Below are 22,357 nucleotides of genomic sequence, written 5' to 3' on the forward strand. Positions count from 1 at the left end.
CTCCTCCCACCCGTGTCACCGATCGGAGTCACCGTGAATCCCCTCCGCCGCACCGGCGTCCTCGCCGGCATCCTGTTTCTCGTCACCCACGTCACGTCGGTCGGCGCGGTCGCCCTCTACGGCCCGATGCTGACCGATGCGGGCTGGATGGACAGCGATGCGTCCGGGCTCGCCCAGCGTCTCGGTGCCGTGCTCGACGTGATCCTCGCGATCGCGGTGGTGGGCACCGCTGTCGCGCTGCTGCCCGTCCTGCGCCGACCGGAGCCTCGTTCGGCCTCGGCCTACCTCGCCCTGCGCACGCTCGAGGCGTCGGTCATCCTGCTCGGCGCCGTCGCCGTGCTCGGCGCGCTTGCCGTGCGCGGGCAGCACGCCGCGGGCTCGGATGCCGCGGGCGTAGCGCTGCTCGCCCTGTACCGCGCCGCGTTCCTCGTCGGGCCCGGGCTCGTGATCGGCGCCAACACGCTCGTGCTGGCGGCAGCCCTGCGCCGCACGCGGCTGGTGCCGGTCTGGATCCCCGTGCTCGGTCTCGTCGGCGCACCGCTCGTCGTGCTGTCGAACCTCGCGGTGCTGTTCGGGCTGCAGAGCCAGGTGTCTCCCACCGCAGCGCTCGCGGCCGTGCCGATCTTCGCGTGGGAGATCAGCCTCGCCGTGTACCTCATCGTGCGTGGCCCGCGGGCGGCGACGCGGGCCGACGCGCCCGACGCGGTCGGCGTCGCTGCCGGATGAGGGCGCCGCGGCGCGTCAGGCGTCGAATCCGAGGCTGAGCTTGCGCAGCAAAGACGCGAGGCGTTCGCGATCGGTGCGCGAGAGCCGCTCGAGCAGGTGCGCCTCAGCATCGACGAGACGCGTGATCGCGGCGTCGACGCGCACGCGACCGTCGTCGGTGAGGGTCACCAGGATGCTGCGCCCGTCGGCCGGGTCGGCCTCGCGCTGCACGAGGCGGCGCCCCACGAGCCGGTCGATGCGGTTTGTCATGGTGCCGCTCGAGACGAGGGTCTGCTGCAGGAGGGTCTTCGGGCTCAGCTGGTAGGGCTCGCCGGCGCGGCGCAGCGCCGACAGCACGTCCCACTCCCACGGTTCGAGCTCGCTGCGGCGGAACGCCTCACGCCGGGCGCGGTCGAGGTGGCGGGAGAGCCGGTCGACGCGGGAGAGCACTTCGAGAGGCGAGAAGTCGAGGTCGGGGCGCTGGGTCATCCAGGCCTCGACGATGCGGTCGACCTCGTCGCTCTCGGGTGCCATCCGCCCATTATCGCGCGCCGCGTCTCCGGTCCCGGGCGCGGGGCGGCGAGGTGGCAGACTTGGGGGCGGTTCCCGACGGCGCAGGCCGTGGGCGGGCCGGTCCGCCGTGGTGTAATGGCAGCACGACAGCCTTTGGAGCTGTGAGGTTCAGGTTCGAGTCCTGGCGGCGGAGCATGAACGAGCAGAACGCCACCGGCCTCGCCGTCGTCATCCTCGCCGCCGGCCAGGGCACCCGCATGAAGTCGTCGCTGCCGAAGGTGCTCCATCAGCTGGGCGGGCGGTCGCTGCTCGCGCATGTGCTCTCGACGGCGATCGAGCTGGAGCCCGACCGGGTCGTGGTGGTGGTGCGGCATGAGCGCGACCTCGTCGCCGCGGCGGCGCTCGACGCGCTGCCGGGCGTGCAGGTCGTCGATCAGGACGACATCCCGGGCACGGGGCGCGCGGCCGAGCTCGCCGTTGATGCGCTCGATGACTTCGACGGCGATGTGCTCGTGCTCTCCGGCGACGTGCCGCTGCTCGAAGCGCCGGTGCTCGCGGGGTTCGTGACCTCGCATCGGCTGGCGGATGCCGCGGTGTCGGTGCTCTCGGCCCAGGTCGACGACCCGACCGGCTATGGGCGCATCGTGCGCGGCGCCGGGGGTGGTCTCGAGCGCATCGTCGAGCAGAAGGATGCGGCGGCCGCCGAGCTCGCGATCACCGAGATCAACGCCGGTGTCTATGTCGTCCGCGCCGCGACGCTGCGCGCCCATCTGCCGGGCCTCACGGCTGCCAACGCGCAGGGTGAGCGGTACCTCACCGACGTCGTCGCCCTCGCGTGCGCTGCGGGGGAGCGGGTAGCGGCGTACGGTGCCCCCGATGCATCCACGGCCCTCGGCATCAACGACCGCGTGCAGCTGTCGGATGCGGCGCGCACGCTCAACGCGCGCACGGTGCGCCGATGGCAGCTCGACGGTGTGAACGTGCTCGATCCGGCGACGACGTGGATCGATGTCACCGCGACGCTCGCCCCCGATGTGACCCTGCTGCCGAACACGCTCGTGCTGCGGGCGACGACGATCGGCGAGGGGGCGATCATCGGTCCCGACACGAGTCTCGTGGACTGCGAGGTCGGCGCCGGGGCGACCGTTCGTCGTTCGGATGCGACGCTCGCGGTCATCGGCGAGAAGGCCAACGTGGGTCCGTTCGCCTATCTGCGTCCGGGAGCGGAGCTGTCCCGCGGAGCGAAGGTGGGCACGTTCGTGGAGGTGAAGAACTCCACGATCGGCGAGGACAGCAAGGTGCCCCACCTGTCGTACATCGGCGACACGACGATCGGGCGCGGCGTGAACCTCGGGGCGGGCGCGATCACAGCGAACTACGACGATCTGGTCAAGCACCGCACGGAGATCGGCGACGAGGTGCACTCGGGCTCGCACAACGTCTTCGTCGCGCCCGTTAGGATCGGTGATGGCGCGAAGACCGGAGCCGGCGCCGTCATCCGCAAGGACGTCCCGGCCGGCGCCCTGGCCCTCAGCGTCGCCCCTCAGCGCAACATCGAGGGGTGGGTCGAGAAGAATCGCTCGGGCACCCAGGCCGCGCAGGTCGCGGAGCGGGCCCGCCAGGCACAGAAGGCAGACGATGGCGCGCAAGGACAAGACGGTCGATCTTGATCGGGAACGCGGCATAGCGCCGGGGCTGGTCGCCAAGACCAAGAAGCGACTCGTCGTCGCCACCGGCAGCTCGCACCCCGAGCTCGCCGCCGCCGTCGCCGCTGAGCTCGGCACCGAGCTCGTGCCGACCGAGTACCGCACATTCGCGTCGGGCGAGATGCTGACGCGGTTCGAGGTCTCGATCCGTGGGTGCGACGTGTTCCTACTGCAGTCCTTCGGCCCGCCGGTCAACGAGTGGCTCATGGAGCTGCTCATCATGCTCGACGCCGCCAAGCGCGCCTCGGCGAAGCGCATCACGGTGGTGGCGCCGTACTACCCCTACTCCCGTCAGGACAAGAAGGGGCGCGGGCGTGAGCCAATCTCGGCGCGCCTGGTCGCCGACCTCATGAAGACCGCCGGCGCCGACCGCGTCATGAGCGTGGACCTGCACGCCGCGCAGATCCAGGGCTTCTTCGACGGCCCCGTCGACCACCTCTTCGCCAAGCCCGTGCTGCTCGAGCACTTCCACACCACGCTGAGCCCCGAGGACCGCGAGCTGCTGACCGTCGTCTCTCCCGACACCGGTCGCGTGCGGGTCGCCGACACATGGTCGGACAGCCTCGACGCACCCCTCGCGATCATCCACAAACGCCGCGACCCGAATGTCGCGAACCAGGTCACGGTCAACGAGATCGTCGGCCGGGTCGACGGCCGTGTGTGTCTCCTCGTCGACGACATGATCGACACCGGCGGCACGATCGTGAAGGCCGCCCAGGCGCTCAAGGCGAACGGCGCGCGCCGCGTCATCGTCGCAGCGACCCACGCGGTCTTCAGCGATCCCGCGACCACCCGGCTGCAGGACTCGTCGATCGACGAGGTCGTGGTCACCGATTCGATCCCGCTCGCCCCCGAGAAGCGGTTCCCGGGGCTCACGATCCTGCCGATCTCGCCGCTGCTCGCCCGCGCGATCCACGAGGTGTTCGAGGACGGCTCCGTCACGAGCATGTTCGACGGGGCTGCCTGACCGGGCGGATGCCGCGGGCCCGCGTCACCCACAACCGGTTGCCCGTTCTGCACGATCGTCCAGATTCATTCGCAAGGATGGATGAGCCCGGAGCTCCGGGCGGCCCCCGGAACCGACGCAGGAGGACCTTCATGATCCGCACCACTGCCGTACCCCGCACCGTCCGCACCTCCGCAGCCCTGCTCGGCATCGCCGGCATCGCCGTGCTCGCCGGCTGCTCCACGACCTCGACGACCTCGACCACGGGCTCCGGCTCGCAGTCCGGCACCAGCGGCTCGTCGACCTCGTCGGGATCGACGTCCTCGGGCTCCTACAAGGACGGCACGTTCAGCGCGACGGGCTCCTACCAGACTCCCGAGTCGGTCGAGACGATCGACGTCACCGTCACGCTCGCGTCCGGTGTGATCGAGAGCGTCGAAGTCACCGGCAACCCGCAGGCCCGCGAGTCGCAGCAGTACCAGTCGCAGTTCATCGGCGGGATCTCCGCCGAGGTCGTCGGCAAGAGCATCGACAGCATCTCGGTGAGCCGTGTCGCGGGCTCCTCGCTGACCAGCGGCGGCTTCAACAAGGCGATCGCCGAGATCAAGACCGAAGCGGCGGCGTGACCTTCTCCGCCCGTTGGGAGTTCGACGCGATCGGCACCCGGTGGGCGGTCGAGACCGAGGCTCCGGTCTCCGGGCGGGTGCGCACGAGGGTCGGGGAGCTCGTCGCGCAGTTCGACGAGCAGTGGTCCCGCTTCCGGTCGGACTCGCTCGTCGCGCGCCTGTCGGCGGGGGGTTCGGCGCCGCTCCCTGCGGACGGCGCCTCGATGCTCGACCTGTACGCCCGGCTCTCGGACGAGACCGGGGGAGCGGTGAACCCGCTCGTGGGCCGTTCTCTCGACGCCCTCGGCTACGACCCCGCCTATTCGTTCGTCGCGGGCGGGGCGATGCCCGCTCCGGCCGCGTGGCGCGACATCCTGCACTGGCACGACGACACGCTCTCGCTCGACGCGCCCGCCGTGATCGATGTGGGCGCCATCGGCAAGGGGCGTCTCGTCGACCGGGTGTCGGCCGCGCTCGCCGAGACCCATGACACGCACGTCGTCGACGCCAGCGGCGACATCGCCGTGTACGGCGTGACCGAGCGCATCGGCCTCGAGCACCCCTACGACCCGTCCCGCGCGATCGGGGTGGCGACAGTCGCGTCCGGGGCGCTGTGCGCCTCTGCGGTGAACCGTCGGGCGTGGGGTGACGGCCTGCACCACGTGCTCGATGCACGCACCGGCGAACCGGTGCGCACGGTCGCGGCGACGTGGGCGATCGCCTCCGATGCGATGACGGCGGATGCTGCCGCCACCGTGCTGTTCTTCGACGAGGGGCCGCGGGCCGCGGCATCCCTCGACGCGCACTGGGTGCGCATGACGACCGACGGTCAGGTCGAGTGGTCACCCGACGCGCCCGTCGACCTGTTCTTCTGAAAGGGGCTCCGATGAACGCTCAGCTCTCCGCGCTCTGGAACCGGGTGTTCGCGGTGCTGGGGCGCGTGTCGATGTACCGACTCGTGCTGCTCTCCCTCGCCGCGCTCGCGGTGATCTCGCTGGCGCTGTCGTTCGCCGGGCTCGTCGGCCCGACCCCAGGCGAGCTCGCCGCGACGGCAGCGGTGCTGGTGGTCGTGTGCGTCGCGACGGATGCCGCGGCCCAGCGCCTGCTGCGCCTCGGTGGTCGCATCGAGTCGTCGCTCATCACGGCCGGCATCCTGCTGTTCGTGCTCTGGCCGACACTCGACCCGGCGGGACTCGGCGGCATCGCGATCGCGGGCGCGGTGGCCGCGGCATCCAAGTACGTGCTCGTGTGGCGGGGACGTCACGTGCTCAACCCGGCCGCAGCCGGGGCGACAGTGCTGACACTGCTCGGCATCGCCGTGCCGGCGCTCGGCGCCTCCGGCTGGTGGGTGGGAGCGCCCGCGCTCGCGCTGCCGGTGGCGCTGTTCGGCCTTGCCGTCGTCTGGCGCACCGAGAAGGTTCGGGTCGTGCTGCTGTTCCTGGTGCTCGCCGTCGGGGTCTCGGTCGTGCGCCAGGCCGTGCAGTATGCCGCCGCCGGCTTCGCCTTCGACCTCGGTACGGCGCTGCAGTTCGCGCTGCTGCAGAGCCCGTTCCTCTTCCTCGGCGCGTTCATGCTGTCCGAGCCCCTGACCCTTCCGCCACGCCGGTGGCAGCAGTTCGCGGTCGCCGCGGTCGCGGGTGTGCTGGCCGGCTGGCCGATCCCGCTCGGTGAGATCACCCTCGGCCAGGAGCGGGCGCTCGTCATCGCCAACCTCGTCGCCTTCGCGTTCGCGCTGCGTCAGGCGGTGCGGCTCACCCTGGTCTCCCGCGAGCAGCTCGCCCCGACCCTCGCCGCGCTCACCTTCCGCGCGAAGCGGCGCTTCCGGTTCGAGGCGGGGCAGTACCTCGAGCTCGACGTGCCGCATCGGCGACCGGACGCCCGTGGCACCCGCCGCGAGTTCAGCATCGTGTCCGCTCCCGAGGACCTTCCCGAGGTGCGCATCGCGTTCCGCGACGGTCGGGGAGCGCAGAGCTCCTACAAGCGCGCTCTCGCCGAGGTCGAGCCGGGAGACGTGCTCGCCGCCACCGGCGTCTGGGGCGACTTCGTGCTGCCACGCACGCCGGCCCCCGTCCTCCTGGTCGCGGCGGGGATCGGGGTGACGCCGTTCGTGTCGCAGCTGCGCCACGACCACCTCGCAGGCATCGCGCGCGACACGGTGCTCGTCTACGTCGCCGCAGGCGCCGATGACGTCGTGTTCCGCGACGAGCTCGCGCGCACCGGCGTCCCGGTCGTGGTGTTCACCCGAGAAGACCCGGGCGCGCTTCCGGCGGGCTGGCGCTGGGCTGGCGGATCCCGATTGGATGCCGCGGCTCTCCGCAGCGCCGTTCCCGATCTGTCCGCGCGCCACGCGTACATCTCCGGCCCGGCGGCGCTGATCGCCGACCTCGCGCCGGCGCTCGCGAGCGCGAAGTCGGTCGCGACCGACGCCTTCAGCGGCTACTGAGCGGGCGGGCGCGGAGGAGCCCACCCGCCCGGCTCACGCGGCGTCGGCGCGGGCGATCTGCTCGGGACGAGCGGGGAGACGCACGGTGAACGTGGTGTCGCCCGGCTTCGACGACACCACGATGGAGCCGTGATGCGCGTGCACGATGGCGCGGGCGATCGAGAGGCCGAGCCCGGTGCCGCCGGTGCGGCGGGCGCGTGAGGAATCGGCGCGCGCGAAACGCTCGAACAGCTCGTCGGCGATCTCCGGGGCGATGCCCGGACCGTCGTCGTGCACGGACAGCACCGCCTCGCCACCCTGCTGCTGGAGGGTCAAGGTCACCGTGGTGCCCGCCGGGGTGTGGGTGCGCGCGTTGGCGAGCAGGTTGACGATCACCTGGCTGAGCCGCGCGGCGTCGCCGGCGACGACGATGGGCTCCGCCGCGACATCCATCACCCAGGTGTGATCGGGTCCGGTGTGCTGTACGTCGCCGAGCGCCTCGACGGTGACCCGGGTGAGGTCGACGCCGCTGTAGACGAGTTCCTGGCCCTCTTCCAGGCGCGCCAGGAGCAGCAGGTCCTCGACGAGGGCCGACATGCGCAGCGACTGCGCCTGGATGCGCTCCAGCGCCTGCTCGGTGTTCTCGATCGCCATCGCCGGTGCCTGACGCATCGCGCGCAGCGACAGCTCCGAATAGCCGCGGATGGAGGCGAGGGGTGTGCGCAGCTCGTGGCTCGCGTCGGCGACGAACTGCCGCATCCGCTCCTCGTTGCGATGGCGCGCGGCCAGGGACTCGTCGACGTGATCGAGCAGCGTGTTCAGGGCGAGTCCCACGCGCCCGATCTCGGTCGTGTCGTCGGTCTGCCCGTTCGGCACGCGTTCAGAGATCGACACGTCACCCTCGGAGAGCGGGAGCGCGGCGACGCGCGTGGCGGTGTCGGCGACGGCACGCAGCGGAGCGAAGCTGCGCCGGATCACGAAGGTCAGGATGATGGCGAGCAGCAGGAGGCCGCCCACCGTCACCCCGGCCACCGTCGTGAGGATGGGGGTGACGGTCTGGGTGAGCGTCGATGTCGGGATGCCGATGATGACGTAGGTGCCTCCGGGCGCCGTCGCCGCCATCAGGCGGTACTTGCCCAGCGTTCCCGCGGTCGCCTCGGTCACCGCGCCGCTGTCGGGATCGCCCGGTGTGCGCAGGTCCGCGATGAGCGCGGACTGGTCGGCCGAGGTCATCGTGTGCACGGTGAGGTCGCTGCCGACGTAGGCGCCGGTCACGGTCTGGGGTGACGTCGGCCCGTTAGAGAAGTTCTGCACCACCAGGAGGAAGCCGGCCTCCTGGCGTCCGCCGGTGAGGATCTCGGCCGCGGTCGAGGTCTGATCGACCCGCAGCAGCTGCATCTCGTTCGTGAGGCGCGCGGTGAGGTTGTCCTGCAGGATGTGGTTCAGGATCGCACCGGTCGCGAAGCCGATCGCCACCAGCAGAACCGAGACGAAGCCGATCACTGTGACCATGAGGCGCGTCTGCAGAGACCAGCGGCGTCGCAGCCACTGCCGGGGGGAACGGGCCATCACTGCGAGGCTTTGATCATGTAGCCCACGCCGCGCACCGTGTGGATAAGGGCCTGGGTCTCGCCCGCGTCGATCTTCTTGCGAAGGTACGAGATGTACAGCTCGACGACGCTGGAGCGTCCGCCGAAGTCGTAGTTCCAGACGCGGTCGAGGATCTGCGCCTTCGACACGACGCGACGCTGGTTGCGCATGAGATAGCGCAGCAGCTCGAACTCGGTCGCGGTCAGCTCGATCTCGCGTCCCGCGCGTTCGACCTCGTGGCTGTCCTCGTTGAGGGACAGGTCGCCGACCCGCAGGATGGGTTCGGCGTCGCTCGCCTGGGCGGTTCCGGCGCGACGCATGAGACCACGAAGGCGCGCGACGACCTCCTCGAGGCTGAACGGCTTCGTGACGTAGTCGTCGCCGCCGGCGGTGAGTCCGGCGACCCGGTCGCTGACCGAATCCTTCGCCGTGAGGAACAGCACCGGCACATCACTGCCGGCCTGGCGCAGGCGGTGCAGCACCGACATCCCGTCGAGGTCGGGCATCATGATGTCGAGCACCATGGCGTCGGGCTCGAAGTCGCGGGCCGCCTGCAGCGCCTGGAAGCCGGATGCCGCGGACTTCACGTCCCAGCCCTCCATGCGCAGAGCCATAGACAGCAGATCGGTGAGCATCTGCTCGTCGTCGACGACGAGCACACGCGGGGGAGTCCCGTCGGCGCGGGTGAGGGCGGGTGCAACGGTGGGCGTGGTCATACCTCCGATTCTGCGCGCCTGTCTATGAGTCGACTATGGCAGATCCTATGTCCCTGCTGTGAGTTTCGGAAGGCTCTCCCTTCATCGGCGGCACATAGGCGACAGATGTCGCGCACATCATCCCGGTGCCTACCGTCCCAGGCGGGACACAGACCCCGAGAGGAGACCTTCCACATGTATCTGAGATACCTGCGCCGCGAGCTCGGTGGGCGCAAGAAGCAGACGGCGATCGTCGCGGCCGGACTCGCGATCGCCATCGCGCTCGTCGTCATCGTGAACTCGCTCGCCGCAGGCGTCAAGGACGCGCAGAGCCAAGCGCTCGCGTCCGTCTACGGCGTCGGCACCGACCTGACCGTCACCGGAGCAGTGAGTCAACCCGGGTCGTCCACCGATTCGAGCAACGGCCGCTTCCAGTTCGGCAGCGGCGACGGCTCGACCTCCGACGGCACGACGACCCTCAGCCAATCGCGCCTGGTCACCGACATGCGCCGCGGCACGCTCGACGCCACCGCGCTGTCGACGGTCACCTCGACGACCGGGGTGGCCGCGGCATCCGGCGCGCTCAGCCTCACCAACATGACCTTCTCGGGGCAGATCCCGTCGCAGAGCTCGTCGAGCGGGTCGACCGGCACCCAGGGTCAGCCGCCGTCGGGCGGCGAGAGCGGGGGCGCGGGCGGCCCCAGCTCGTTCGACGTGAACTCGTTCACGGTGCTCGGCATCGACCCGTCGAACGCCACTGTCGGCCCCCTCTCGGCGGTCACCGTCAGCTCCGGCCGTCTGCTCACCGCGAGCGACAAGGGCACCGACGTCGCAGTCGTCGACTCGACGTACGCCACGAGCAAGAGCCTCGCCGTCGGCAGCACGATCTCGGTCGGCGGCACCGACATGACCATCGTCGGGATCGTCGCCTCGAGCACCTCGGACTCGTCATCGGCCGACACGGCCAGCGACGTCTACATCCCCTTGGATGTCGCGCAGAAGCTCGCGGGCGTCGGCGACGTGGTTTCGACGATCTACGTGCAGGCGACCTCCGCCGATGCGATCTCGAGCATCAAGACGGACCTCAGCGCCGCGATCTCGGGTGCGACCGTGAGCTCGCAGAGCGACCTCGCCTCGACCGTGTCGGGCTCGCTGTCCAGCGCCACCTCGCTCATCACCAACCTCGGCACCTGGCTCTCGGTCATCGTGCTGGTCGTCGCCCTCGCGCTCGCCGTGCTCTTCACCATCTCGGGCGTCTCGCGACGCACGCGGGAGTTCGGCACCCTCAAGGCGATCGGCTGGTCGAACGGCCGAGTCGTGGGGCAGGTCGCGGGGGAGACCCTCGTGCAGGGCCTCATCGGCGGCGTCGTCGGACTCGTGATCGGCCTCGCCGGGATCATCATCATCAACATCGTCTCCCCGACGATCTCCTCCGCCCCGTCGACCTCGACCGGCGGTCAGGGCGGTCCCGGCGGCGGTGGCGGCGCACCGGGCGGCTTCGGTCAGACGACCCAAGCGGTCAGCAACATCGTCCTCCACGCGCCCGTCACCGTCTGGGTGATCGTGGCGGCCATCGGCCTGGCCGTGCTCGGCGGTGTCGTCGCAGGCGCCTTCGGCGGCTGGCGCGCGGCGCGGCTGAGCCCTGCCGAAGCCCTCCGTTCGGTCGCGTGAGCCGCGGCATCCCTTCGACACAGGTCAGGACAGGACACATGGACACCACCATCGACACCACACCGGAATCGGTCGAGGCGCCCGTCGCCGCGGCCGGCTACCGACTCAGCGCCGTCGTGAAGACGTACGCGCAGAAGAAGCGCACCGTCACCCCTCTCAAGGGGGTGGATCTGGAGATCGGCGCGGGCGAGTTCGCGACCATCCAGGGCCCGACGGGCGGCGGCAAGTCGACCCTGCTGCAGCTGCTCGGGGCGCTCGACCGCCCCACGAGCGGCAGCGTGAAACTCGGCGACATCGACATCGCGACGGCGTCGAACGCACAACTGGGACGCCTTCGCGCCACGCAGATCGGGTTCGTCTTCCAGGGCTTCAACCTCATCCCGACGCTCACCGCCCAGGAGAACGTCGAGATGGGACTCGCCCCGCTGGGCCTTCCCGCGGCCGAACGGCACGCGCGGGCGGTCGAGGCGCTCACGCACGTGGGCCTCGCCGACCGGCTCGACCACAAGCCGGGCGAGCTGTCGGGAGGTCAGCAGCAGCGTGTCGCCATCGCCCGCGCCACGGCGAAGCGCCCCGCTGTGCTGCTGGCGGACGAACCCACCGGCAACCTCGACGAGAGCATGCGCGACGAGATCCTCGTGCTGCTGGAGTCGCTGAACGCGGAGGGGCTCACCCTCCTCGTGGTGACCCACGACTCGGCCGTCGCGAAGCGCGCGCATCGGCGTCTCCGCCTCGAGAAGGGCGAGGTGCGCGACATCACGCGCTGACCCCGTACACGCGAACGGCGCGCGGTCCCGGATGCCCCGGGGCCGCGCGCCGTTCGTCGTGCGGGGTCAGTGCGTGTCGACGGCCTCGATCTCGGTGCGGTCGCCCGACCACTGCGTGTGGAAGGTGCCGTCGCGGTCGACGCGCTTGTAGGTGTGGGCGCCGAAGAAGTCGCGCTGTCCCTGGATGAGGGCCGCCGGCAGCCGGTCGGCGCGCAGGCCGTCGTAGTACGACAGTGACGACGAGAACGCCGGGCTGGGGATCCCGGATGTCGCGGCCACGCGCACGATCTCACGCCACGCGCTCTGCGCGCGCTCGAGGGCGTCGACGAAGTACGGGGCCGTGAGCAGGACGGGGAGCGTCGCCTGCTCGTCGTAGGCCTCGGTGATGCGGTTGAGGAACTGGGCGCGGATGATGCACCCGCCGCGCCAGATCGAGGCGACCTTGCCGAGGTCGATCGACCAGTCGTACTGCGCGGCGCCGGCGCGGATCTCGTCGAACCCCTGCGAGTACGCCACGATCTTCGACGCGTAGAGCGCGAGGCGCACCTGCTCGACGAACGCGTCGGCGTCGTCGACCGCGATCTCGCCGCGCGGACCCGGCAGGTTCTGCGACACGGCGCGCTGCTCGGGGTGGCTCGACAGCGAGCGGGCGAACACGGCCTCCGCGATACCCGACACGGGCACCCCGAGGTCGATCGCCGTCTGCACTGTCCAGCCGCCGGTGCCCTTCGCCCCGGCCTGGTCGAGGATGACGTCGACGAGCGGGCGGCCGGTGGGGGCATCCGTCTGTCGCAGCACCTCCGCCGTGATCTCGATCAGGTAGGACTGCAGCTCGCCCTCGTTCCACGCCGCGAAGATGTCGGCGATCTCGGCCGGCGACTTGCCGGTGCCGCGACGGATGAGGTCGTAGGCCTCGGCGATCAGCTGCATGTCGGCGTACTCGATGCCGTTGTGCACCATCTTCACGAAGTGGCCGGCACCGTCGTGTCCGACGTGCGTCACGCACGGCTCGCCCTCGGCGATCGCAGCGATCGAGCGCAGGATCGGCCCGAGCGTGGTCCAGGACTCGTCGGAGCCGCCGGGCATGAGCGAGGGGCCGTTGAGCGCGCCCTCCTCGCCGCCGGAGACGCCCATGCCGACGAAGTTGATGCCCGTCTCGCGCACGCGCTTCTCGCGGCGGATCGTGTCGGTGAAGAGGGCGTTGCCGCCGTCGACGATGATGTCGCCCGGCTCGAACACCGAGATGAGGTCCTCGATGACCGCGTCGGTCGGGCCGCCGGCCTTGACCATGATGATCGCGGTGCGCGGCTTCTGCAGCGACGCGGCGAACTCGGCGTAGTCGCGCGCGGGCACGAATCCGGCCTCGGGGTGCTCGGTGAGCAGCTCCTCGGTCTTGGCGTAGGTGCGGTTGAAGATCGCCACGGTGTTGCCCTCGCGGCTGGCGAGGTTGCGGGCGAGGTTCGACCCCATGACGGCGAGTCCGACGACTCCGATGTTGGCTGCTGCCTCGGTCACTGATGCTCCTTGGATGCGCGGCGAACGCCGCAGAAACGTGCGGTTCCAGCCTAGAGGGCGCGGGGCCGCCCGGCGGGGCGCCAGACTGGGGCGATGGGGATCGTCGTGGCCGGGCCGAGCGGTGTCGGCAAGACCGTCGTCGGCGAGGCGCTCGCCGCTCGCCTGGGCGCGCCGTTCGTCGACGGCGATGCGCTGCATCCGCCCGAGAACATCGCGAAGATGTCGGCCGGGGTGCCGCTGACCGATGCCGACCGCTGGCCGTGGCTCGACCGCGTCGCTGCGGCCGCTCGGGAGGGCGCGGTGGTCGCCTGCTCCGCCCTCGCGCGCCGCTACCGCGACCGGCTGCGGGCGGGCGACCCGGCGGTGCGATTCATCGTGCTGAGCGCCGATGCGGCGGTGTTGGAGGAGCGGATGCGGGCGCGCACCCACTTCATGCCGCCGTCGCTGCTGGCCTCCCAGCTCGCGCTCGTCGAGCCGCTCGATGCCGACGAACCCGGGGTCGCACTCGTCTCCGACCTGTCGCCGCAGGCGACCGCCGAGCGCGCGCTCGACGCGCTCGGCGGCACCGCTCAGACCGAGCCGAAGAACTGACGCAGCGCCGGCGCACGCCGGATCACGAGCAGGTCGAGCGCGAGGATCACGAGAAGCGACAGCCCGAACAGCGGCAGGACGAGCCCGAGTGCCACGACGGCGGCGAGCAGCACGATGTTCGTGAACAGGGGGAGTCGCCCGCGCGGGGCCGCCATGCCCGTCGCGCCGGCGCGACGCTTCCACCACAGGACGGGGCCTGTCACGCACAGGAAGATCACGCCCAGGCAGAACGCGGTCGTGATGACGGTGTTGAGCGGGCCGAAGCGGCGCCCCTCGTGCCCGGCGATGCCTTGCGACACGATCTTCGCGAGCGTGCTGTAGTCGGCGTAGCCGTACTGTCCGACGACCGCGCCGGAGTACTGGTCGACGTGCACGGTCGTCTCGAGCGAGACATCCGATTCGGCCGGGTTCCCGTTGTTGTGCCACTGATCGCCGAAGACGCTGTAGACGCCCGTCTCACCTTCGGGGTAGGCGACGAAGTACGGCTCGGGCGCGCCCTGCGCGCGGGCGGCGGCCACGGCGGTGTCGATCGAGATCACCGAGCCCGCCCCCGTCGAGGTGCCCGTGCGCCCCTCGGCGATCGCCCACCCGGCCGGTCCCGACGATCCGTCGGTGCGCTCGATGAGGTCTCCGACGGTCGAGGATGCCCCGGGGTCCTCGCCCCAGAGCCCGGTGCCGTTCTGCGCGGCGACCTGCTGTGCCTGTGCGCCCCAGAACCCGGTCCACGGCAGGCCGGAGACGACGAGGAACAGGATGCCGACGCCGACCCCGAGACCGACCCAGGCGTGCGTGGAGCGCACACCCGACATCGACAGGCGCTTGCGCCGGGCGCCGACGCGCGGCTTGCGTCCGAGGAAGAAGATGATGCCTCCGGTGATCGACAGCACGATCGCCCAGCAGGCGCCGAGCTCGATGACGCGGTCGCCGAGGTCGCCCGCGAGCAGCGTGCCGTGGATGCGCAGAGCCCAGTCAGAGACGAGGTCGTCGGTCGACAGGTCGCCGGTGACGCTCGCACGGAACGGGTCGACGTAGACGTTGCGGGTGGTGTCGCCGACGGCGGTGACGAACATCGTCGACCTGTCGCCCGAGTTGTCGGTGACCGAGAGGATGTCCCGGTCGGGGTAGGCGGCGCGCACGGCGGCCTCCTGCGCCGACAGCGGGGCGCGCTCCGCGCCCGCGGGTGCGCTCACGGTGAGCACGCCCGGGTGGGTGAGGGCGTCGACCTGGGCGCGGTAGAGATAGGTGAGCCCGGTGATCGCGAGGACGAGCAGCACGGGGATGACGATCGCCGAGCCGTAGAAGTGCCACCGCCAGAACGCCGCGAACCAGTTGATGCGCCGGCGGCGCGGGGCCGGTGCGGGGGTGGCGGCCTCGAGCGGAGGCGCGTCGGCGGTGGTCATGGCGGTGCTCCCGGGGTTGTCAGCAGATATTTCTACACATCGTAGAGTAATCTCAGGGATCGTCCCACCCACCCCCTGACCGCTGGAGTGCCATGTTCTCGCCGCTGTGGAGCGCGGTCTTCACGATCCTGTTCTCGGTGACCGGTGTCGTTTCGCTCGTCTCCCTCGTGCGCACCCGTCGTGCGGCGCCGGCAGGCACGCCTTTCGGCACCACCGAAGTCGTCGAGATCGCACACCTGCTGATGAGCATCGCCATGGTCGCGATGGTGTGGTGGGCTGCGGGTGCCGAACTCACGTGGGCGCAGATCGCCGTGTTCGCGGTCGTCGCGATCGCGCTGCTGGTGTCGCTTCCGCAGGCCACCTCACGCGCGGGGCGGGTCGACCTCGCCGGACACGCCGTCGTGACCGGCGCGATGGTCTGGATGCTGGTCGCCATGCCGGCGCTCATGGGCTCCGGTGGGGACGGGGCATCCGGTCATCATCACAGCGGAGGGGCGGCGGATGCCGCGGCCCCGGCCGCGACCCCGGAGTGGATCGTCGTGCTCAACGGCGTCGTCATCGCGGTCGTCGCCGCGTTCGCGGTGTGGTGGATCGTGGGTCTCGTGCGCTCGTCCCACCATCGGGCGCGGCACGTGTGCCATGCGCTGATGGCGGGTGGGATGGCCGTGATGCTCGCGGTGATGGCGGTGTGACCGCCGTGGCGACGAAGCCCCGAGCAGCGTCGACGGGCGGCGCGACTACTTGCGGTAGGACGAGCGGCCGACGGCCCAGAACGCGCCGACCACGGTGATGAGTCCGCCCAGGCCGATGAGGCCGATGACCCAGAGAAGGATGTCCGAGGCGAGGGTCGGCTGCATGGCGGTCCTTTCGGAGATGACGGGCGATTCCCATGCTACCGGCGTCGCTGGTAGGCTTGTGGACTGAACTTCGGCGAGGGATGCCGCCGTGCCGCTTCGGCGGCGAGGCATCCGTGATCGACGCAGTGATCAAGGCTCACGGCTTTCCTCACGCGCTCGCGTTCGAGTCGAAAACGCTCACCCGCTCATCGGGCCCGTGTGCCCCCATAAAGGAGAACATCATGTCCGACGACTTCAAGGTCGCCGCCGAGCTGCGCGAGCAGTTCGGCAAGGGCTTCGCCCGCCGTCTGCGCGCCGCAGGCAAGATCCCCGCCGTGCTCTACGGCCACGGCACCGCTCCGGTGCACATCGCCCTCCCGGGTCACCAGGTGGGTCTGCTCATCCGCCGCGCCAACGCGGTGCTCGAGCTCGACATCGCCGGCACCGAGCAGCTCGCGCTCGTCAAGGACGTGCAGAAGGACCCGGTGCTGCAGATCATCGAGCACATCGACCTCCTCGTCGTGAAGAAGGGCGAGAAGGTCCAGGTCGAGGTCCCCGTGGTGCTCGTGGGCGAGTCCGCCGCCGGCACCCTGGCCAACCTCGACGCCACCACGATCTCGCTCGAGGTCGAGGCCACCCACATCCCCGAGAACGTCGAGGTCGACATCGAGGGCCTCGAGGACGGCACGCACATCACCGCGGCCGACCTGACGCTCCCGCGCGGCGCGTCGCTCGTCGCCGACGGCGAGACCCTCATCGTCGCGATCTCGATCCCGGTCGACACCCTCGCCGCCGAGGAGGAGATCGCCGAGGCCGACGCCGAGGCCGCTGCCGAGCAGGCCGAGGAGGCCGCCGAGTAATCGGACACCGTCACACGCGAGGGGATGCGGTTCGCCGCATCCCCTCGCGTCGTCTGCGGGGGTGCGTCCCCGCTGCGAGAGGATGAGCGCATGGTCGACACCTGGCTCGTGATCGGACTCGGCAACCCCGGGCCGCGGTACGAGGCGACCCGCCACAACGTCGGGCAGATGGTCGTCGACGACCTCGCCCGCCGCCGCGGCGAGACCTTCACGGCGCACAAGGCGAACGCGCGCGTCGTCGAGACGTGGCTGCGTCCCGGGGCAGCGAAGCTCGTGCTCGCGAAGTCCAACTCGTACATGAACACGTCGGGCGGACCCGTCGCCGCCCTGGCGAAGTTCTACGGCGTGCCGGCGGAGCGAGTCGTCGTCGTGCACGACGAGCTCGACATCCCCTTCGACACCCTCAAGCTCAAGGTCGGCGGCGGCCACGGCGGTCACAACGGCGTGCGCGACATCGCCAAAGCGCTCGGCACGCCCGAGTTCCCCCGGGTGCGCGTCGGCATCGGGCGGCCCGTCGGCCGCCAGGATCCGGCCGACTGGGTGCTCGACCCGTTCTCGTCGGCCGAGCGCACGACGCTGCCGATCCTCGTCGGCGATGCGGCCGACGCCGTCGAGCAGCTCGTCGACGAGGGTCTGCTCGCCGCCCAGCAGCGCTGGCACGCCCCGCGCGACTGAGACCGCGACCGGATGTCCCGGGCTCGCCGTAGGATCTTCGGGTGACAGTTCCCGGGATCGTTCGCGCCCTCGTACCGTCCGAGACGTTCGCCGGCGCCCTCCGATCGGCGACGACAGACACCGACTTCTCCGTCGTCGACGGACTCGACGCTCCCCTCATCGCCGGCCTCCTCGAGAAGCGCCGCGAGCAGGGGGCGCCCGCGGTGGTGCTCGTCGTCGCGCCGACCGGTCGCCGCGCCGAGGCGCTCGGCACGGCCCTCGATGCGCTCGTGCCGGGCGCCGAGGTGCATCACTTCCCGGCATGGGAGACGCTGCCCCACGAGCGGCTGAGCCCCAGCGCGGAGACCGTGGGGCGTCGCCTCGACGTGCTCCGCCGGGTGGCCGCGTGGGACGGCACCCATCCGCTCGTCGTCACGGCATCGGTGCGCGGCGCGGTGCAGCCGCTCGCTGCCGGCCTCACCGATCTCGAACCGATCCGGCTCGTCACCGGTGGGCGCGGCTACGACCTCGCCGCGGTCAGCCTCGGTCTCGTCGAGCGCGCCTACCACCGGGTCGACATGGTGTCCCGACGCGGCGAGTTCGCGGTGCGGGGCGGCATCCTCGACGTCTTCCCGCCGGTCGCCGACCACCCGTCGCGCGTGGAGTTCTTCGGCGACGAGGTCGATCAGATCCGTGCGTTCTCGGTCGCCGACCAGCGGTCGCTGCCGGGCGAGATCACCGCGGTCGAACTGGTCGCGAGCCGGGAGCTGCTTCTCACCGCCGACGTGCGGGCGCGCGCCGCGCTGCTCGCCGAGCAGCTGCCGGGCCTGCAGACGATGCTCGCCCGCATGGCCGAGGGAGTGCCGACCGAGGGCATGGAGTCGCTGACTCCCGCGCTCGTCGACGACCTCGTCACCCTCGTCGATTACCTGCCCGAGCGCACCGCCGTCGCGCTCGTCGACCCCGAGCGGGCCGTCACCCGTGCGATCACGCTCGCGGAGACGAACCGCGAGTTCCTCGACGCCGCGTGGAACGCCGCGGTCGCCGGCGCGTCGACCCCTGTCGACCTCGGCGCGGGCGACTTCGTGTCGCTCCCGCACCTGCACGAGCGTGCCCGTGAGCGCGGGGGCGTCTGGTACACCCTGTCGGCGTTCGACTCCGGCGAGGCGGATGCCGCGGCCGAAGGCCTCGTCGAGGCATCCGGGTCGCACGTGGTGCGGGTGGCGGCATCCGCCGTGCCGTCGTTCGCGGGTAACGTCGACGGCGCGATCGCGCACGTCGCGGCCCTCGTGCAGGACGGGTGGAAGGTCGTCGTCACGGCGTCCGGTCCGGGGCTCGCCGACCGCGCACGCGACGTGCTCGCCGACCGCGGTGTCGCGGCGCGCCGCGTCGACGCGGTGCACGAGGCACCCGAAGCAGGGGTCGCGCTCGTCGTCGCCGCCGTGCTCGAGCGGGGGTTCGAGGCATCCGGTGCCCGTCTCGCCGTGCTCACCGAGACCGAGTTCTACGGGCGCACGATCGGCGGCGACGGCCGGGTCGTCAAGAAGCTCGCCTCGCGCCGGCGCAACGTCGTCGACCCGCTGCAGCTCAAGCCCGGCGACGTCGTCGTGCACTCCACGCACGGCATCGGCAAGTTCGTCGAGCTGACCCAGCGCGAGGTCTCCAGCGGCGGGCGCAACCCGGTCAAGAGCATGCGCGAATACCTCGTGCTCGAATATGCGCCCACCAAGCGCGGCTACCCGGGTGACAAGCTCTTCGTTCCCACCGACCAGCTCGACCAGCTCTCCCGCTACGTCGGGGGTGAGGCGCCGGTGCTCTCCAAGATGGGCGGCAGCGACTGGGCCGCGGCCAAGGGCAAGGCTCGCAAGGCGGTGCGCGACATCGCGGTCGAGCTCGTGAAGCTGTACTCCGCCCGGATGGCCGCCAAGGGGCACGCGTTCGGCCCCGACACCCCGTGGCAGCGTGAGCTCGAAGAGGCGTTCCCGTTCGCCGAGACCCCCGACCAGCTGCAGACGATCGACGAGATCAAGGCCGACATGGAGAAGCCGATCCCGATGGACCGGCTGCTCTCGGGCGACGTCGGCTTCGGGAAGACCGAGGTGGCCGTGAGGGCGGCGTTCAAGGCGATTCAGGACGGCAAGCAGGTCGCGATGCTCGTGCCGACCACCCTGCTCGTGAAGCAGCACCTCGAGACCTTCACCGAGCGGTTCGCGGGCTTCCCCGTGAAGGTGCGGCCCCTGTCGCGCTTCCAGAGCGACAAGGAGGCCCGCGACACCCTCAACGGCCTCACCGACGGCACCGTCGACATGGTGATCGGCACGCACCGCATCCTCACCGAGAAGGTCGTCTTCAAAGACCTCGGGCTCATGATCATCGACGAGGAGCAGCGGTTCGGCGTCGAGCACAAGGACGCGCTCAAGAAGCTCAAGACCAACGTCGACATCCTCGCGATGAGCGCCACCCCCATCCCGCGCACGCTCGAGATGGCGGTGACCGGCATCCGCGAGATGTCGACCCTCGCGACCCCGCCCGAGGACCGCCACCCGATCCTCTCGTTCGTCGGCCCCCGCAACGACAAGCAGATCGCCGCAGCGATCCGCCGCGAGCTGCTGCGCGAGGGCCAGGTGTTCTACGTGCACAACCGGGTGCAGTCGATCCAGCGGGTCGCCGCGCAGCTCGGCGAGCTCGTCCCCGAGGCGCGCATCGTCGTCGCGCACGGCCAGATGGGCGAGCACCAGCTCGAGCAGGTCGTCGACGACTTCTGGGAGCGCCGCGCCGACGTGCTCGTCTCGACGACCATCATCGAGACCGGCCTCGACATCTCCAACGCCAACACGATCATCATCGACCGCGCCGACAAGTACGGCCTCTCGCAGCTGCACCAGCTGCGCGGCCGCGTCGGCCGTGGTCGTGAGCGCGCGTACGCCTACTTCCTGTACGACGAGCTCAAGCCGCTCAGCGAGACGGCAGCCGACCGGCTCGAGACGATCTCGGTGAACAACGACCTGGGCTCGGGCATGCAGGTCGCGTTGAAGGACCTCGAGATCCGCGGCGCCGGCAACCTCCTCGGCGCCGAGCAGGCCGGCCACATCGCCGGCGTCGGCTTCGACCTGTATCTGCGCATGATCGGCGAGGCCGTCTCGGCGTTCCGCGGTGAGGAGACCGAAGGCCCGACCGAGCTGCGTCTCGAGTTGCCCGTGCAGGCGCGCATCCTCGAGAGCTACATCGACAGCGAGCGGCTGCGTCTCGAGGCCTATCAGAAGCTGTCGGCGGCGGCCGCGGCATCCGCGAAGCCCGATGCCATCGACCTCGTCATCGACGAGCTGCGCGACCGCTACGGCGAGCCGCCCGCCGACGTCGAGGGGCTGCTGCGGGTCGCGCGGCTGCGCCGCCGCGCGGCGCAGGCCGGCCTCGCCGACGTCGTCGCGATGGGTCCGAACCTGCGCGTCGCGCCGGCGCACCTCCCCGATTCGCTGCGCGTTCGGATGCAGCGGCTCTACCCGAAGGCGAAGCTCGTCGCCTCCGGGGAGGCCCTCGTCGTGCCGTTGCCGGGCGACGGAGACCCGGTGTCGGACACCGACCTGATCGCGTGGGTCGGCCAGCTGCTCGACGCGCTCTTCCCGGTCTCCGAGCCGGCGCCCGCGGCGGCCGACGCCTCCGCCTGAGACCGGCGCGGCCCAGCGGCGTCGGCAGCCCTGCTGCCCGACGCGGTCAGCCGCGCGGCGCCGCGTCGATCACGCAGAACCGGGTGCCCTCCGGATCCTCCATCACGATGTAGTCGGCGTCGTCGGGCCGCCCCGCCCACGGCACGACACGGGTGCCCAGCTCCTCGAGCCGCGCGACCTCGGCGGCCTGGTCGTCGGCGTAGAGGTCGAGATGGATGCGCGGCGGCAGTGCGCGCTCGCTCGGCAGTTGGTCGAGCCCGACGTTCGGGCCCCGGCCGTCGGCCGAGCGCAGCAGCACGAAGTCCGTATCGACCGCTTCTCACACGGTGTAGTCGAGCGCCGCAGACCAGAACGCGACCTGCGCCTCGAGGTCGGTGACGCGGATGACGACGGATCCGAGGGTGAGCATGGCGGCAGTGTCGCACACCCGTGCCGGGAGCGGCGGCGGGGTGGCGGCATCCGTCTCGCTGAGTACGCTGACGATCGAGGAGCACACCATGCGCTACGCACATCTCGGCCGCGAGCCCCGTATCGATCCGACCGCCGTCGTCGCGCCGACCGCGGTGATCAGCGGCGACGTGACGATCGGGCCCGACTGTCAGATCCTGCACGGCGCGGTCATCACCGCCGAGGGCGGTCCGATCACCCTCGGCCGCAGTGTCATCGTGATGGAGAACGCCCTCGTGCGCGCGAGCGCCACTCATCCCGTGCACATCGGAGACCACACGCTCGTCGGACCGATGGCGAGCATCTCGGGTGCGACGGTGGGCGACGAGGTGTTCCTCGCGACGGGCGTGCGGGTGTTCAACGGTGCGCGCATCGGCGACCGGAGCGAGGTGCGCATCAACGCGGTCGTGCACCTGCGCACGGTGCTCCCCGAGCGCAGCGTCGTGCCGATCTCGTGGGTCGCGGTGGGTGACCCGGCGATCGTCGTCTCACCCGACAAGCACGACGAGATCTGGGCGCGCCAGCAGGAGCTCGACTTCCCCGGCTACGTGTTCGGTCTGGACCGCGACACCCCCGACCTCATGGTGCAGCTCACCGAGCGCTACGGGCGCTCGCTGGCGCGGCACGCGGACGACACCCCGGTCGATTGAGCGGATGCCGCACCCCGGCGCCGATGCGCTCGGGCCGGGCGCGCCGCAGCCGGGCATGCCAGGCCGGGCATGCCGGAGCAGCGCGCACCGGGGCAGGTCATCGCGTGTGCGCAGGACGC

General features: G+C 71.1%; 20 protein-coding genes and 1 tRNA gene. 15 read left to right on the forward strand and 6 right to left on the reverse strand.

All coding sequences use genetic code 11. From position 1 onward, the window contains the following. Positions 1-33: 33 nt before the first annotated feature. Positions 34-726: a DUF4386 domain-containing protein gene (locus RR49_RS13685; protein ID WP_045248728.1), complete on the forward strand. Its 693-nt coding sequence runs from the start codon at positions 34-36 to the stop codon at positions 724-726. 15 nt (positions 727-741) lie between these two features. Here the strand turns inward: RR49_RS13685 and RR49_RS13690 are convergent, their stop codons facing one another. Continuing rightward, on the reverse strand, positions 742-1,239 hold the full coding sequence (locus tag RR49_RS13690; protein WP_045248652.1) for a MarR family winged helix-turn-helix transcriptional regulator: 498 nt from the start codon (positions 1,237-1,239) through the stop codon (positions 742-744). Between the two features lie 100 nt (positions 1,240-1,339). Between RR49_RS13690 and RR49_RS13695 the strand changes: the two genes are divergently transcribed. From RR49_RS13695 to RR49_RS13720, 6 genes are all read left to right on the forward strand, one after another. Next, positions 1,340-1,411 (forward strand) — tRNA-Gln (locus tag RR49_RS13695). 1 nt (position 1,412) lies between these two features. Then, entirely contained in the window at positions 1,413-2,888 is a 1,476-nt protein-coding gene (glmU, locus tag RR49_RS13700; RefSeq protein WP_045248729.1) for a bifunctional UDP-N-acetylglucosamine diphosphorylase/glucosamine-1-phosphate N-acetyltransferase GlmU, read from the forward strand. Continuing rightward, positions 2,857-3,891: a ribose-phosphate diphosphokinase gene (locus RR49_RS13705; protein ID WP_045248653.1), complete on the forward strand. Its 1,035-nt coding sequence runs from the start codon at positions 2,857-2,859 to the stop codon at positions 3,889-3,891. The genes glmU and RR49_RS13705 overlap by 32 nt, the downstream gene beginning before the upstream one ends. 131 nt (positions 3,892-4,022) lie before the next feature. After that, a complete protein-coding gene (locus RR49_RS13710; RefSeq protein ID WP_045248654.1) occupies positions 4,023-4,496 on the forward strand; it encodes an FMN-binding protein in 474 nt (157 codons plus the stop codon). Then, a complete protein-coding gene (locus RR49_RS13715) occupies positions 4,493-5,350 on the forward strand; it encodes an FAD:protein FMN transferase (RefSeq protein ID WP_045248655.1) in 858 nt (285 codons plus the stop codon). Before RR49_RS13710 ends, RR49_RS13715 begins: the two co-directional genes overlap by 4 nt. A gap of 11 nt (positions 5,351-5,361) precedes the next feature. Then, complete coding sequence (locus RR49_RS13720; protein WP_045248656.1) at positions 5,362-6,918, forward strand: FAD-dependent oxidoreductase; 1,557 nt, start codon at positions 5,362-5,364, stop codon at positions 6,916-6,918. Between the two features lie 33 nt (positions 6,919-6,951). Here the strand turns inward: RR49_RS13720 and RR49_RS13725 are convergent, their stop codons facing one another. Beyond that, positions 6,952-8,466: a sensor histidine kinase gene (locus RR49_RS13725; RefSeq protein ID WP_045248657.1), complete on the reverse strand. Its 1,515-nt coding sequence runs from the start codon at positions 8,464-8,466 to the stop codon at positions 6,952-6,954. Further along, the gene (locus RR49_RS13730) at positions 8,466-9,203 is read right to left on the reverse strand and encodes a response regulator transcription factor (RefSeq protein ID WP_045248658.1); all 738 of its coding nucleotides are present in this window, start codon (positions 9,201-9,203) and stop codon (positions 8,466-8,468) included. Before RR49_RS13730 ends, RR49_RS13725 begins: the two co-directional genes overlap by 1 nt. A gap of 174 nt (positions 9,204-9,377) precedes the next feature. On the opposite strand from RR49_RS13730, the gene RR49_RS13735 reads away from it, so the two are divergent. Together RR49_RS13735 and RR49_RS13740 are read left to right on the forward strand one after the other, a co-directional pair. Beyond that, positions 9,378-10,853: an ABC transporter permease gene (locus tag RR49_RS13735; protein ID WP_045248659.1), complete on the forward strand. Its 1,476-nt coding sequence runs from the start codon at positions 9,378-9,380 to the stop codon at positions 10,851-10,853. A gap of 38 nt (positions 10,854-10,891) precedes the next feature. Further along, positions 10,892-11,620, forward strand: coding sequence for an ABC transporter ATP-binding protein (locus RR49_RS13740; protein WP_045248660.1), 729 nt, complete (start codon positions 10,892-10,894; stop codon positions 11,618-11,620). A gap of 66 nt (positions 11,621-11,686) precedes the next feature. Here RR49_RS13740 and gndA read toward each other — a convergent pair whose 3' ends face one another. Next, positions 11,687-13,135, reverse strand: coding sequence for an NADP-dependent phosphogluconate dehydrogenase (gene gndA, locus RR49_RS13745; RefSeq protein ID WP_048808817.1), 1,449 nt, complete (start codon positions 13,133-13,135; stop codon positions 11,687-11,689). A 93-nt stretch (positions 13,136-13,228) separates the two neighbouring features. Between gndA and RR49_RS13750 the strand changes: the two genes are divergently transcribed. Then, complete coding sequence (locus RR49_RS13750) at positions 13,229-13,726, forward strand: gluconokinase (RefSeq protein WP_045248661.1); 498 nt, start codon at positions 13,229-13,231, stop codon at positions 13,724-13,726. Here RR49_RS13750 and RR49_RS13755 read toward each other — a convergent pair. Then, the gene (locus tag RR49_RS13755; protein ID WP_048808818.1) at positions 13,705-15,126 is read right to left on the reverse strand and encodes a PepSY-associated TM helix domain-containing protein; all 1,422 of its coding nucleotides are present in this window, start codon (positions 15,124-15,126) and stop codon (positions 13,705-13,707) included. The two genes, RR49_RS13750 and RR49_RS13755, sit on opposite strands and share 22 nt — an antisense overlap. Positions 15,127-15,218: 92 nt before the next feature. Between RR49_RS13755 and RR49_RS13760 the strand changes: the two genes are divergently transcribed. From RR49_RS13760 to mfd, 4 genes are all read left to right on the forward strand, one after another. Continuing rightward, the gene (locus RR49_RS13760; RefSeq protein WP_048808819.1) at positions 15,219-15,818 is read left to right on the forward strand and encodes a DUF5134 domain-containing protein; all 600 of its coding nucleotides are present in this window, start codon (positions 15,219-15,221) and stop codon (positions 15,816-15,818) included. Positions 15,819-16,204: 386 nt separating this feature from the next. Further along, positions 16,205-16,822, forward strand: a complete 618-nt coding sequence (locus tag RR49_RS13765; protein WP_045248733.1) for a 50S ribosomal protein L25/general stress protein Ctc — start codon at positions 16,205-16,207, stop codon at positions 16,820-16,822. A 90-nt stretch (positions 16,823-16,912) separates the two neighbouring features. Further along, on the forward strand, positions 16,913-17,497 hold the full coding sequence (gene pth / locus RR49_RS13770) for an aminoacyl-tRNA hydrolase (RefSeq protein ID WP_045248662.1): 585 nt from the start codon (positions 16,913-16,915) through the stop codon (positions 17,495-17,497). A gap of 41 nt (positions 17,498-17,538) precedes the next feature. After that, the gene (gene mfd, locus RR49_RS13775) at positions 17,539-21,141 is read left to right on the forward strand and encodes a transcription-repair coupling factor (RefSeq protein ID WP_045248663.1); all 3,603 of its coding nucleotides are present in this window, start codon (positions 17,539-17,541) and stop codon (positions 21,139-21,141) included. Between the two features lie 46 nt (positions 21,142-21,187). On the opposite strand, the gene RR49_RS13780 is transcribed toward mfd, so the two are convergent. Then, positions 21,188-21,439 (reverse strand): VOC family protein, encoded by a 252-nt coding sequence (locus RR49_RS13780; RefSeq protein WP_048808822.1) that lies wholly within the window; start codon positions 21,437-21,439, stop codon positions 21,188-21,190. 199 nt (positions 21,440-21,638) lie between these two features. On the opposite strand from RR49_RS13780, the gene RR49_RS13785 reads away from it, so the two are divergent. Further along, the gene (locus RR49_RS13785) at positions 21,639-22,238 is read left to right on the forward strand and encodes a gamma carbonic anhydrase family protein (RefSeq protein ID WP_045248734.1); all 600 of its coding nucleotides are present in this window, start codon (positions 21,639-21,641) and stop codon (positions 22,236-22,238) included. Positions 22,239-22,357: the final 119 nt, after the last annotated feature.

The organism is Microbacterium ginsengisoli, from assembly GCF_000956535.1.
In the GTDB taxonomy this organism is placed as follows: Bacteria; Actinomycetota; Actinomycetes; order Actinomycetales; family Microbacteriaceae; genus Microbacterium; species Microbacterium ginsengisoli.